This is a genomic window from Deinococcus metalli (assembly GCF_014201805.1).
Lineage (GTDB): Bacteria > Deinococcota > Deinococci > Deinococcales > Deinococcaceae > Deinococcus > Deinococcus metalli.
Genome location: NZ_JACHFK010000008.1, coordinates 38,565 through 52,761 on the forward strand (window position 1 = coordinate 38,565; position 14,197 = coordinate 52,761).

3 protein-coding genes are annotated in these 14,197 nt (G+C 73.0%); all 3 read right to left on the bottom strand.

All coding sequences use genetic code 11. The features are described 5' to 3' along the window. Positions 1-36 precede the first annotated feature (36 nt). From HNQ07_RS15395 to HNQ07_RS15405, 3 genes are read right to left on the bottom strand one after another with little or no spacing between them, the layout of a single operon-like run. The gene (locus HNQ07_RS15395; protein ID WP_184113396.1) at positions 37-6,516 is read right to left on the bottom strand and encodes an Ig-like domain-containing protein; all 6,480 of its coding nucleotides are present in this window, start codon (positions 6,514-6,516) and stop codon (positions 37-39) included. Beyond that, positions 6,513-11,288, bottom strand: coding sequence for a DUF11 domain-containing protein (locus HNQ07_RS15400; protein ID WP_229832064.1), 4,776 nt, complete (start codon positions 11,286-11,288; stop codon positions 6,513-6,515). Before HNQ07_RS15400 ends, HNQ07_RS15395 begins: the two co-directional genes overlap by 4 nt. A 1-nt stretch (position 11,289) precedes the next feature. Further along, positions 11,290-14,079 carry a DUF11 domain-containing protein gene (locus HNQ07_RS15405; protein WP_308430882.1) on the bottom strand — a complete coding sequence of 930 codons (2,790 nt, stop codon included), beginning with the start codon at positions 14,077-14,079 and terminating at the stop codon, positions 11,290-11,292. Positions 14,080-14,197 lie beyond the last annotated feature (118 nt).

The window sequence follows — 14,197 nt, forward strand, 5'->3', positions numbered from 1 at the left end:
GCCCAGGTTGGGCGGCCCGCTCTGCGTCACGGGGCTTTAGCGGATGGTGGCCTGGAAGCAGGTGGTGACGGTTTCCCCGGCGGTGACGATGCCCAGGTTCACAGTCAGGCTGCCGCTGCCGGAGGTGCCGCCCGAGCTGCTCAGGGTGCCCGCGTCGCCGTCCGAGGCGCTCGTGAAGTACGCCGTGGTGCTGCCGCGCACCACCCGGATGCCGGAGCCGCTGCTGCCCGACGCCGTGTCGTAGGCGGTGGTCAGGGCCTGCACGTTGGCCGGCAGGGCGTCGCGCACGGTGTAGCCGCTGAGCGCCGTACCCAGGTCCACGCCGCCCAGGTTGCGCGCGGCCAGGCAGTACTCCAGCACCTCGCCGGGTTTCCCGCCGCCGGTCGTGCCGAAGCGGGCCGTGCCGCCGTTCTCCCGGTTGTCGGCCGTGACGTTGCGCACGCTCTTGGTGATCTCGTTCAGGATCATGCGGGTGGTCACGGGCGCGGAGGTGTTGTTCGCGCTGTTGGGATCGCCCGGCAGCGTGATGGTCGCGGTGTTCTGCACGCTGGTGGCGCCGCTGCGCACCTGCGCGGCGCTGGGGGCGGTGGCGTTCAGGGTCAGCACCTGCTGCGCGTTGGCGGCCAGCGCCGTCAGGTTCCACGTCACGGTGCGGGTGCTGCTGTCGTAGGTGCCGCCGTTGCTGGCGCTCACGAAGGTCAGGGTGCTGGCGAGCGTGTCGGTCACGGTGGAGGCGGTGGCCGGGATGGCTGTGGTGTTCGTGACCGTGATGGTGTAGGCCAGGGTGTCGCCGGGGGCGGCGTACGCGGGGCCACTCTTGCTCACGCTCAGGTCGGCGCCCGCCGGCACGGTGACACTGATGGTGGCGACGTTGCTGCTGACCCCCAGGTAGTCCTTCACGGTGTACGGAATGCTGCTCGTGCCGCTGGTGAACCCGGCCGCGGGCGTGAACGTCACGTTGCCGCTGGAGTCCACGGTGTACGTGCCCTTGCCAGTGTCCGTGAAGGTGGTCTGCGTGCCCGCCGTGGAGGGGTCGAGGTCGACGGTGGAGGGATCGACCGGGCCGGTGTCGTTGTTCGTGACGCTGAAGGTCACGGGCACGAGCGGGTTGGTGCCGGCCGCGTCGTTGTTGGCGACCGGGGGCTCGCGGGTGTCGGTGTCGCTTGCGGTGTTGTTGGCCGAGTTCGGGTCGGTGATGCCGGAGGGCGCCGTGACCGTGGCCGTGTTGGTCAGGCTGCCGGAGGCGTACCCGCTGGGCACCATGATCGTGACCGTGTACGTCACGGTGGCGCCGGGGGCGAGGGTCACGGTGTCGCTCAGGGCCCCGGTCTTGGTGCCGGTCACGGTGGTGGTCGCGCCGCTGCTGGCGCTGGCGGAGTAGGTCATGTTCGCCGCGGCAATCCCGCTGGGCAGGGGATCGCTCACGGTGGCGCCGGTCGCGGTGGACGGCCCGGCGTTGCTGACCACGACCGTGTATGTCAGGACGCTGCCCACGCGGAAGGTGCTGACGCCGTCCGTCTTGGTGATGCTCAGATCGGCGACCGGCGTGACGGTATCGGTGTCGGTGGCCGAGTTGTTGCCGGTGCTCGGGTCGGTGGTGCCGCTGGGCGCAGCGACCGTCGCGGTGTTGGCGACCGATCCGCTGGTCGCGGTGACGGAGGCTGTCACGGTCAATTCGTAGAACTGGCCGCTGGCGAGCGTGGGCAGGGCATAACCGGCCTGGAGCTGGGCGATGCTGGGCGTGGTCCCGGTGGTGCACTGGCCGGGGGTACCGGAGCACGCGACGGCCGTCTTGGACAGGCCGGTGGCGGCGGGATCGGTCAGGACGGCGCCGGTGACGCTGCTGGGGCCGGTGTTCGTCACGCGGATGGTGTACGTGGTGCTGCCGCCCGCGTTCACGCTGGAAACGCCGTCGGTCTTGGTGACGGCCAGGTCGGCGACGAGGTTGACGGTGTCGGTGTCGGACACCGTGCCGGTGGGCGTGGGGTCGGTGGTGCCGTTGGGCAGGGTGGCGGTCACGCTGTTCGTGACGCTGCCGCTGTTGGCGGTGACGTTGGCGACCACGGTCAGCGTGATCGACCCGCCTGCCGGCAGCGTGGCGATGGTCACGCCGGTCGTCTCGAGCGTGAGGACCGTGACGAGCGGGCACGCGGCGCCGCCGGCCGCGGCGCAGCTCACGCTGGTCTTGGTCAGGCCAGTTGCCGCAGGATCGGTGAGCACCGTGTTGTTCGCGCTGCTGGGGCCGTTGTTTGTCAGGGTGATGGTGTAGGTGGTCGTGCTGCCCGGCGTCACGCTGGTCACGCCGTCCGTCTTCGTGAGGCTCAGGTCGGCGACCGGGCTGACGGTATCGGTGTCGGTCGCGCTGTTGTTGCCGGAGGTGGGGTCGGTGGTGCCGCTGGGGGTGGCGACGGTGGCGGTGTTCGCCACGCTGCCGCTGGCGGCGGTGACGGTCGCCGTGACGGTCAGCTCGTAGAACTCGCCGCTGGCGAGCGCCGGCAGGGCGTAGCCGGCCTGGAGTTGGGCAATGCTGGGCGTGGTGCCGGTGGTGCACTGACCGGGCGTCCCGGAGCACGCGACGGCGGTCTTGGACAGGCCGGTGGCGGCGGGATCGGTCAGGACGGCGCCGGTGACGCTGTTGGCCCCGTTGTTCGTGACGCGGATGGTGTACGTGGTGCTGCCGCCGGCGTTCACGCTGGAAACGCCGTCGGTCTTGGTCACCGCGAGGTCCGCGACAGGCGTGATGGCGGTGGGGTCGCTGGCCGTATCGTTGGCCGTGTTGTTCTGGCCGCCGCCGCTCACCGTGGCCGTGTTCGTGACGGTGCTGGCCGCCGTGCTGCTGACGGTCACGGTCACCGTGATGGCCGGGTAGCTGCTGCCCACGGCGAGCGCGTCGCTGCGGGTGCAGGTCAGGGTGCCCAGGGTGCAGGTCCAGCCGGTGCCGCTGATCGCGGTGGCGCTCAGGCCGCTCGGCAGCGTGTCCGTGACCGTGACCGTGCCGCTGCTGGCGGCGCCGCCGACGTTCGAGACGCTCAGGGTGTAGGTCTTGCCGGTGTCGCCCTGCGACCACGTGCCGGTGTGCGTCTTGGTGATCGTCAGGTCCGGCTTGAGGGTGTTCGTGAACGTGCAGACGATGGCGGTGTCCGCCCCGCCGACCGTCAGGGTGCTGCCGCTCAGCCCGGACGTGCCGGTGCACGCGATGCCGGTGGTGTAGTTGCCCGCCGTGCCGGTCGTGAAGGTCTCGCTCAGGGTGCCGGAGTCGCCGGCGTACACGGTCACGGCCGTGCCGGTGTCGGTCTGGGTGGCGGAGCCCGCCACGGTCGAGACCGGGGTGCTGGCGTTGTTCGTCAGGCCGCTGCTGGAGAGCGTCACGCTGTTGCCCGACAGGCTGTTCGCCGCCCAGGTCTTGCGCAGCGTCAGCGTCGCGCTCTTGCGGGTGTTGGTGTACGTGCAGACGACGGTGGTGTCGGCGGCGCCGACCGTCAGGGTGCTGCCGCTCAGACCGGAGGTGCCGGTGCACGCCACGGCTGCGGTGTAGTTCGCCGCGTTGCCGGTCGTGAATGTCTCGGCGGGCAGCGTGATGGCCTCGCCCACGTACACGGTCACGGCCGTGCCGGTGGTGGTGTTGCCCGCGGCCGTGGCGGTGGAGGTCACGCTGGCGTTGTTGATCGCCCCGGTGGTCGTGACCGTCATGGCGTTGCCCGACAGGCTGTTCGCCGCCCAGGTCTTGCGCAGGGCCAGCGTCGCGCTCTTGCGGGTGTTGGTGAAGGTGCAGCTCAGCGCGTCGCCGGGAGCGGGCGTCACCGTGAAGCTGGTGCCGCTGCCGCTGGGCGTCTGGCCGCCCGAGAGGGTGTTCGTGCACGCGTAGGTGGTGGTGTAGTTGGCGAGCGACGTGCTGCCCGCCGCCGTCTCGGACACGGTGTACGCCGTGCCGACGGTCGCCGGGTTCAGGGTGGCGGCCGCGCTGGTCACGCTGCTGCCGGTGCCGGTCGTGGTCACGCTGGCGGAACCGGCGGTCACGGTGAACTGATCCGTGCCGCTCACGCGCCCACCGCCTGCGCTGGCGAGCGCCTTCTGGACGCTGATGGTCGCCGGCGTGACGGTATCGGTGTCGGTGGCGGAGTTGTTGCCGGTGCTCGGGTCGGTGGTGCCGCTGGGCGCAGCGACCGTCGCGGTGTTGGCGACCGATCCGCTGGTCGCGGTGACGGAGGCTGTCACGGTCAATTCGTAGAACTGGCCGCTGGCGAGCGTGGGCAGGGCATAACCGGCCTGGAGCTGGGCGATGCTGGGCGTGGTCCCGGTGGTGCACTGGCCGGGCGTCCCGGAGCACGCAACAGCGGTCTTGGAGAGACCAGTCGCGGCCGGATCGGTCAGGACGGCACCGCTGACGCTGCTGGGGCCGGTGTTCGTCACACGGACGGTGTAGGTGGTGCTGCCGCCGGCGTTCACGCTCGTTACCCCGTCGGTCTTCGTCACGGCCAGGTCGGCGGCGGGCGTGACCGTCACGTCCTCGGCCGTGCTGCTGCCGGACGCGTAGTTGCTGCCCCCGGCCGTGCCGCCGGCGGTGTAGGTGCCGCCCGGCGAGACCGTCTGGGTGCCGGTGCGCGTGGGATCGCTGAAGGCGACCGTCGCGGGGTTCTGGTACGTGCCGGGCGTGGCCGAGTTCAGGTTCACGGGGAAGGTCAGCGCCACGCTGCCCCCGTTCGGAATGAAGAAGCTGGTGGTGCTGCTGCCGCCCGCTGTGCCGAAGACCGCCGTGGTCGTGCCGCTGCCCGTCACGCTGGCCGGCCCACTCGCGCCGCCGCTGTAGGTCGGGGTGACGGCCGCGCCCGCGTATGCCAGCGGGCTGGGCAGGACGTCAGTGACGGCCACGCCGGCCGCGCCGCCGCCGCTGTTGCTGACCGTCACGGTGTACGTGGCGGTGGTGTCGACGCTCTGCACGCGGGTGGGCGTGCTGGTGGTCTTCGTGACCGTCAGCGCCGGGAAGCACGTGCTGGTGCCGGTCGCGCCGGGAATGGCTGCAGGTGTGGCAGTGGTGATCAGCGCGCCGACCGACCCGGCGACGGCGCCGAAGGTCGCGCCGTCCGTGCCGCCCGCCGCCGTGGTGCCGGCGGCCCCACCGTTGCGCTGCAGGGTGGCCGGGCCGGTGCCGGACAGCACGATCGCGCCGCCGCCGCCGCCGCCGCCCGGACCGTGGGGCGAGCCGCCCCCGGTGTTCGTGCCGCCGCTTCCGCCGTTGGCGTAGATGGACAGCGTCGAGGGCAGGGCGGAGCTGGACGTGACCAGCACGCTGCCGCCGCCGCCACCGCCCCCGGAACCGTCGTTCAGGACGGAGTTGTTGGCGTTGTTGCCGTTGGCGGAGATGCTGCCCGTGCCGCTGACGCTTCCCGCGCGCACCAGCACCAGACCGCCGCCGGCCGCGCCGCTGCTGGCGAGACCGGCGCCGGGCGTGCCGGTGGAGTTGTTGGTGGTGCCGGCCCCGCCGCCACCGCCCATGACCAGCGCCGTGGCGGTCGGTGTGACCCCCGCCCCGCCGCGCCCGCCGATGTCCAGCTGGCCGCTCCACGTGCGCCCGCCCTTGCCGCCGGCCCCGGCGCCCGCCCCGCCGCCGCCGCCGCTGTTCTGGTCGTTCGCGGCGGGGTTGCCGTCGTTGCCGCCCCCGCCCGCGTTGCCCGGCGCGCCCTGGGCCGAGCTGCCGTTCGGGTAGCCCTCCACGCCGGTGTCCAGCAGCGTTCCGCCCGTTTCCGTGCCGGTCGCGTCCATCGTGGGCTGATTCACGTACCGCGGCGTCCCGGCAATGCCTCCACCCTTCTGGGCGTGGTAGGCGTTGGTCGCCGGACTGCGGTAATCCGCATTGCTGCCGCCGGTGGCCCCGCCCAGTGCCCGGCCGCCGCCGCCCCGGAAGCCCAGGCCGCTCACGGTGATGGAGCCCGAGTTCAGGCCCAGCGAGCCGGCCACGTCGATGGCAACCACGCCGCCAGTCGTGCCGTTCCACGCGGGCGCGCTCAGCGCGGAGCCCAGGGTGGCGCTGCTGTACTGCGGCACGCGGATCACCTGGAAGCGCTTGGCTCCGCTGGTGGTCGTGTACGCGCTGTCGGTGTAAGTGTTGATCAGGCCGCCGCCGGTGCCGTCGCCCTTGATGCTGACGCTGCCGCCACCGCTGCTCGAGGAGGTCGCCACGACGTACTCGTACTTGCCGGCGCCCACGGCGCTGACCGTGCCGTAGGTGTTGTTGTTGGTGGTGTTCAGCGTGGCGTCCTGCATCTGGATCACGAGCAGCAGGTCGCCCGGGGTGATGGAGGTGCTGGCGCCGGCCGACGTGCCCAGGCTCAGGGTGGTGGCGCCCGCCGCCGCGCTGGCCGCGCCGGGATAGTAGGTGTTCACCACGCCCGTGATGCCGGTGCCCACGCCGTCCTTGCCGGGAGCAGGACACGTGAGGGCCGCGGCGGACGGGCTGAGCAGCGCCGCCAGGAGCAGCGCCGGGTGGCGGTACAGGTGGCTCAGGAAAGTGCGCTTCACGGCTGGTCCCCCAGGGTCTCGTCGATGGTCAGGTCGAGGCGCAGATACGCGCCCTGCTTGGTGTAGGTGGTGCCCAGGCCCTCGAAGCCGACCGGGTTGTAGCCGGCGGTGAGCCACGTGCCGGGTAGCACCCGCACGCTGCCCTCCACGCCGTAGCCGTACTGGGTGCTGCCACTGCCGGGCTGCGTGATCATGCGGCCCCACGCGCCCACGCCGAAGCGGTCCCCGAAGTAGTACGTGCCGCCCAGGCCGAGCTGCGCCGTGAAGGAGTCCGGGTCGCTGAGCAGCGTGCGGGTGTCAACGCCAGCGCGCACGGCGTAGGTGGGCTGGCGGTATTCGGCGGCGAGGTTCGTGCTGAATTCCGGGGCGCCGCCCGCGAGGGTGCCGGTCACGTAGCGCGCGGTGCCCAGCGAGGTCACGGTGCGGCCGCGGTACGCGTAGCCCACGGCGGCGCGCACACCGCTCTTCCCGGCGCCGAACTCGGCCAGGCCGTCGGCGGTGAGGGTCAGCTGGTCGCTGAGCTGCCCGCTCACGCCCGAGCGCAGCACCACGCCGAAGCCCTCGGCGCGGGACGTCACGTCGGCGCCCAGCGTGGCGCTCACGCGGTCGGTCTTGTAGTTCACGTCGGCGCCGGCCCCGAGTTCGGTGCGGTTGCTGACCACGTCGTACAGGGCGCTGGCGCGCAGGCCCACGTTCACGCGGTCACTCAGGGGCAGGGCGGTGGTCACGCCGAAGCGCGCGCGGTTGCCCTGCCCACCGCTGCCCGGCAGGTCGTAGGCGAGCTGGTAGGTGGTGGCGCCCACGCGGCTGTCCAGCGTCAGGGCGGCGCGCTGGCCGGTCTTCCAGTTCAGCTCGTCGTGCAGGCCCACGCTCAGGGTGTCGCTCAGGGCGTAGCGGACGTTGAAGGTCGTGGTGGGATCGAGGGTGCCGCCCGCGTCGCCCAGCGGCTGCACGTGCGTGACGTCCACGTCCACGGGCGCGCGGTGGTACCCGAAGCCGATCACCGCGCCCACGCCGGCGGTGTCGCCCAGTCCGGCGCGCAGGCCCGCCCCGACCGTGAAGGGCGCGAGCTGGTAGTCGGCGCGGGCGGTCACGCTGCCGCCCTGGGCGCGCGCGGCGCCGCTGCCGCTGTCGTGGTACTCGGCCTGCGCGCTGATTCCCAGCGCCGGCGTGAGTTTGGCCGCCGCGTCCACGCCCGCGCTCAGGCCCGGCGTCATGGGCGACAGGCCCGCGTAGGTGCTGTCCTGATACCGCACGCGGGCCGCGACGGTCGCGTTGGCCCCCACGGCGGCGCCCGCGTCCAGGCTGGCCTGGAGGCCGCCGGAGTACGCGACCAGGCCGTCGGCACGCACGGTGCCGTCGTCGTAGGTGGCGCGCGCGCCGGTCGTGACGGTGTCGTCCAGGCTCACGACCGCCACGCCCACGCTGGCGTGCTCGCCCCGGACCTTGACCTGCGCGCCGAAGGCGGCGCCGCGCTGCGCCAGGGGATCGCTCAGGCGGTAGCTGGCGAGCACCACCACGTCGTTCAGGTCTGCGTCCACCGCGTCGAGCGCGCGTGCCAGCGTGATGATGCCGGTCTTCAGGTCGAGCAGGTAGTCCGCGTTGCGGGTCAGCCGGACGCGGCGCAGCTCCTTGCCGGTGCCGCGTTCCAGCGTCACGATCTCCAGGGTGTCGCTGCCGCCCGCGATGTCGCCCCGGCCCAGGCGCAGCAGCCGGGTGCCTTCCGGAATCAGCTTCTGGGCGCTCACGCGGTCCTCGGGCACCAGCGCGGCGAAGCCCGAGACCTGCACGTCGCCCTTGCTGGACGCGGTCAGGGCCGTGAGCTCCTCGCCGACGTGCAGCACGTCCACCGGCAGCGCCGTGCGGCGGTACGCGACGCGGAAGTCCGGGTGGTCGTAGGTCAGCGCGACCGGGTCGATGCCCTGCAGCGGCACGCTCTGCACCGAGCTGTCGCCGTACGCGGCGTAACGCTTGAGGGTGTCGCGGTCCGTGGGCAGGCCGTCGGTGTCGGCCGAGAGGTACAGCTTGCCGCCGGCGAGTGGGGTTTCCAGGGACGCGCGCGCCTGCACACGCAGGTCGTCGAGGCCCAGGTTGCCGTCCAGGCCCAGCGTGGCGCTGACCATCCCGACGCCCACGCGGCTCTGGTCCGGCGTGACCTCGAAGGTGTAGCGGCGCACGTCGGTGCCCTGCTGCACGGCGAGGTGCAGGGTGGTGGGCGTCGCCTGCGGCTGCAGCACGAGTTCGCCCTCGCCGCCGTCCAGCCGCACCTGGTAGCCGGACGTGCCGGGTTCCGCGTCGGCCGCGAGCGGTTCGAGCGAGCTGTTGACGGTCACGCTGGGCTGGTCCGTCAGGTTGCCCTGGGCGTCCAGGGTACGGATCTTCACGCGCAGCGGGCTGCTGCCGTCCGCGACCAGGCGGACGGGCGTGACCTCGGTGCGTGCGGTGGCGCCCACCAGCTGCACGTGGACGGTGTCGGGGCCGGAGCTCAGGGTGTTGCGCCCCGGCGCGAGGAGCACGCCCACGTACGTGACGCGCCGCGCGCCGTCGGCGGCGGTGGTGATCTCGCCGATCTGGTCGTCCTTGACGGCCTGGCCGTTCACGCTCAGGGCGGCGTCCTGCCCGGCCGGCACCTGCACCGTCACGCTGATGCGGTCGCGCACGCGGATCAGGCTGCCGTCCAGCGGCAGGGCGATCCGGCCCGCGTTCTGCGTGGGGGCCGGCGTGCTCAGCGGCCGGGCGGCCGCCAGGTCTGCCGCGTCGATCCGGCCCTCCAGCACCTCGCTGCGGTCACCGGTGTAGCGGGCGAGCAGCGCGGGCCGTGGCAACGCGCCCAGCGCGCCCGTATGCGCCAGCGAGTACGTGACGGTGCCGCGCATGGCCGTGCCGCTGCGGGCGCCGGTACCGGGCAGCGCCCAGTACAGCGTGCCGCCCGGGCCGCGCAGCGGGTCCGGCAGCGCCGTGTCGCCCGAGCGGGAGCTGCCGGGCACGTAGGTGGCGCCGTCCGGCACGGTGTGCGCGATCACCACTTCGGTCGCCTGCACCGGCGCGTCGTAGGGCAGCAGCACCCGGCTCACTCGGCGCTGCGCCGGCGCCGCCGCGGCCACCGGGGTGGGGGTCGGGGCAGGCCGCTGCACGGTCACGGTCGCGGCCGAGGTCTGGGTGGCGGCGCAGTCCGGCGTGCTCAGCTGCGCGCGCAGCTGCACCGGCCCGCTCATGCCCACGCGGGCGCGGTAGCTCAGGACGCGGGTCTCGCCGGGGGCCAGCCGGCCCGTGAAGTGGGGGCTGTCCAGCTGCGTCAGGTTCCCGTCGGCGGTGTCGGTCAGGTCGTACAGCACCGGGCGGGCGGCGGTGTTCGTGACGCGCAGGCCCACCGTCAGCTCGCTGCCCGGCGCGGCGTCTCCTATCGCGTCGCGGCTGAGCTGCAGGCTCGTCACGTCCGGCTGCACGTCCAGCGCCAGCGTCTGCTCCTGCTCCCACGGGGCCAGGCGGGCGGTCACGTTCAGCGGTCCGGGGGTGGTGGCGGTGCCGGTCACGCGCAGCTCGCCCGGGCGCAGGGCGCTCAGGGTGCCGTCCAGCGTCCGCGTGCCCGTGATCTCCAGGCCCGGCGCGTCCACGCTGAGGCGCATGGGCAGCTCGCCGCCGAAATCCGTGCTGGCACGGGCGGTCAGCGTGACGGTGTCGCCCACGCAGACCTCGGTCTTGTCGGCCTGCAGGCTGAGTTTGACCTGCGGGCGGATCTGCACGCGCGCGCCGGCGCCGCTGCCCTGGAGCACCGTCACGCGGCTGGTGTCCACCGCGACCTCGGCGCCGGGCACCGGTACCGGCACCACGGTGTACGTGCCGGCCTCGACCGTGCGCTCGGCGGTGCCGTTCACCGTCACGGGCGTGTCACCCACCGTGACGTCGGCGGTGGTGGGCTGCGCGCCGCCTGGCAGCAGCAGCTCGGCCGTCACGCGCAGCGTGCCGGTGTGGTCCACGCGGCTCACCACGATGGGCGTCGCGCTGCCGGCGCGCGTCAGGCTGAAGCCCACGGTGTTGCTGAACTGCCGCGCCGCGGCCGGCTGGCGCAGCTCCACGGTGTAGGTCCCCGCGGCGGCGGGCAGCGTGATGTCGCTGAACGCGAGGTCCGCGCTGACCGTCAGGGGACTCACGTTGCCATCGGCGTCTCGCAGCTGCGCCTCGAGTTCGGTGGGGCCGTCGCCGTCGTACATGCGCAGCACGTGCGGCTGGCCGTCGGTGGTGACCTTCACGGCCGGCACCCACGCGCGCGAATGGACATTCACGCGCAGGCGGTCCGTGCTGATCATGGCGCTCACGCCGGCCAGCCGCACCGCGAAGGTGTTCTTGCCGTTGCCCTGCGTGGCGGCCACGACCCGGTACGACCCGGCCGGCAGGTCCTGGTCGACCAGGGTCTCCCAGCCGTGCGCGCCGGGCGTGAAGGTGCGCGCCAGCAGCACGCTGCCGTCGGGGCGCAGCAGGGTGAAGGTGGTGGTCACGGCGCTGCGGTTCCCGTCGTACTGCTCGTCGCCGTAGTAGGTGTCGCTGCGGTAGTCGCCCTGATCCACACGCGGCGAGTACAGTTCCAGGCGCACGCGGCCGGTCGTGGGCACGTCCAGCGTGAGGTTCTGGTCGCCGACCGTCCACATCAGGCGGTCACCGACCGAGGTCAGGGGCAGACTGGTGTCCTGATCCGGCGCGGCGGCGCCGGCTGCGGCGCCCGCCATCAGCAGGGCCGTCAGGGCAAGGACGAGTCGGTTGGCGTTCGGCTTCACGTTAGTACCTCCAGCTCAGCACCGGATCCGTGGTGGCGGCCCGGGGCTCGCCCGCCCACGAGAAGCGGTAGGTGAGCGTGAATTCACCCGATTGGAGGGTACCGATGTAGGTATTGCGTCCGTCTTTCAAAGTGGCGCCGTCCGGCAGCGCGTCCGTCAGCTGCACGTCCTCCAGCGTCCGGGGCGTGCTCACGCGCAGCGTCACCACGTAGCCGTCCGGGACCATGGCGACGGTCTTGTCCAGCGTGACGTCCCCGATCAGCAGCGTCGTGCTGCGCAGCACGTCGATGTCTCCGCCCAGCGGGGCGAGCGGGAAGTCCACGCTGGTCAGGCCGCGGAGCTGCACGCTGCGGGTGCCGCTCAGGCCGCCGTCCTGCGGGAGGCGCAGCGGCGGGTACGGCGTGGTGCCGGGGTCCAGGCGCAGCGCCTGAGCGCCCTGGGGCACATTCGGGAACGAGTAGCGGCCGTGGTCGTCGGTCAGGGCCTGGCGGCCCCCGGCGAGCAGCACGCGGGCGCGCGGCACCGGCGTGTCGAGGCCCGGATCGAAGCGGCCGTCGCGGTTGCGGTCCACGTAGACCACGCCCACGATGTCCGCCACAGGCGCGAACAGCAGCGCGCGGAGCTTGATCACGGCCGTGGCGCGGTTGCTGGCGACCGCGCGGGCCACGCCGCCCGCCCCGGTCCCGCTGACCACCACGGAGTTCACCAGGTCGCCGGCCGCCTCAGGCGTCACGCGCGTCTGGTACGCGAGGGTCACGGCCTGCCCGGCGGGCAGCGACGCCAGCGTCCAGTGCAGCGCGCCGTTCGTGATCGCCGGGTCGCCCACGGGCTGCCCGTTCAGGACGCTGCTGCCCGGCACGTACGCCAGGCCACGGGCCGGCGTATCGGTCACGTCGGCGTCCACGATGGCGGTCGTGGCGGAGGTGTTGGTGATGGTCAGGGTGTACGTCAGGAGATCCCCGAAGGTGGCCTCCTTGGCGCTGACGGTCTTCGTGATCTGCAGCTGCGCGCTCCACACCGGCGTGCTGACCTCGTTGCTGGGCAGCGGCCGGGCCACTTCGCGCGTGGTCAGGGTGAAGGTGTTGCGCAGCGCCTCGCCGTCCACCGCACGGGCGCTGACGGTCGTGGCGATCTCCAGCGTGCGGGTCTCGCCAGGGGCGAGCGTGCCCAGCGTCCACGTGACGGTCTGCGCGCCGGGCTGGCCGCTGGTCACGCCGCCCGCCGACGCGGATACCACGTCCACGTGTGCCGGCACCGGGTCGCTCACCACGGCGTCCGAGAGGGGGTGCGTGTAGGGGTTGCGCACCGTCAGGGTGTACGTGACGTGATCCCCGACCGCGACAGTGTTCCCGGCCGGCACCGCCACACGCTGGCCGTCGGCGGCCGTGGTGGTTGCCGTGTACGCCTTGGTCAGTTCCGGCAGGCCGGTCTCGACGGCCGCCACGGTGTCGTGGGTGGTGTTCGACTCGCCGCGCGTGCCCTTCGCGGTGACCACGGCGTCGAGCGGTCCGCGCTGCGCGTCGTAGCACACGCGCACCACCGTGCTCTGGCCGGGGTCGAGCGTCACGGGCTGGGGCAGCGGCGTGCCGGCGGCCGTGAGCAGCGTGGCGGTGGCCGCGCCCTGCGGGTACGTGACCGCGAGCGTGAAGTCGTCGCGCACGTCGCCGGTGTTCAGCAGGGTGTGGTCGAAGCACACCGCCTGCCCGGCCACCGCGAAGGGCACGCCCTGCGAGTCGGCCGCGCTGCCCTCGGGCGCCTGTGGCATCCCGACCGGGCCGAGGGCCACGTCCGGCGAGTAGCGCACGTCCGCGCTGGCGCTGGCGCTCACGGTGGCGCCCCCGCTCTCCGCGGTGGCGATGTTCTGGATCACGTGGTTCTCGGCCGCCGCGCCGGCCAGCATGCGGAAGGTCACGGTCACGGTGTCGTCCGGCGCGAGGCTGGGCACGCCCACCCGCACGCCGCGCACCGGCGGCGTCTCGGTGGCGCTCCACGTGGTGCCGTCGCTGGTGTACTCCAGGGTGCCCGCGCTGGCCTGGGCGCTGCCGGGCACGAAGGTCAGCCCCTGCGCGGCCTGCGCGTCCAGCGCGTCCGTCAGCAGCACCGAGCGGCTGCCCCCCTGCCCGCTGTTGGTCACGGTGAGCGTCACGGTGGTCTCGCGGCCGGGGCGCACCACGGCGGGCGTGAAGGTCTTGGTCACGCCCAGCACCGGGGGCGGCCCCACGCGCACGCGGCTCACATTGTTCGCGTCCTGCATGCCGCCTGCGCAGCCCGCCACCACGTTCACGTAGGCGTCGCCCTGGGCGTTGCCGGTGTCCACGACCAGCAGCAGCGGCGCCTGCGCGTCGGCGTCCAGGGTCACGCTGCTCACCTCGGTCTCGGCGGCGTCCAGCTGCCCGTTGCCGTTCGCGTCCAGGAACACGCGCGCGGTGGGGCTGATGGTGCTGCTGGCGTCCAGTGTCACCTGCACCGGCAGGGTCTGCGTGGCGTTGCCAGTGTTCACCACCGCGTACGGGAACACGGCGCGTTCGCCGGGCAGCAGCGTGGCGCTGCGGGCCGGCTGCGCGGGCGTGCCGTCCGGGGTCACGCTGACCGAGCACACCGCCTGCACCGTGGTGCTCACGGTGTTCGAGTCGGCGTTCTGCGCGTCGGGCAGGTCCGGGGTGCCGAACACGGCCGAGGCCTGGTTGCGGATGACGGTGCCGGCCGGCGTACCGACCGCGCCCGCCACGCTGACCAGCGTGAGCAGGCCGAGCATGGCGGAGCGGAAGAGAGACGAGGCAACGCTGTTCACGGGAAGCTCCTGGACATCGGGTCAGAGGGTGGGCGCCGGGACACAGGCAGGGGAGGCCGCACGAGCAAAAGGGTCGAGCCGAAAAGACGTTTCTGGTGTTGAGGAGCCCGGCACGCGC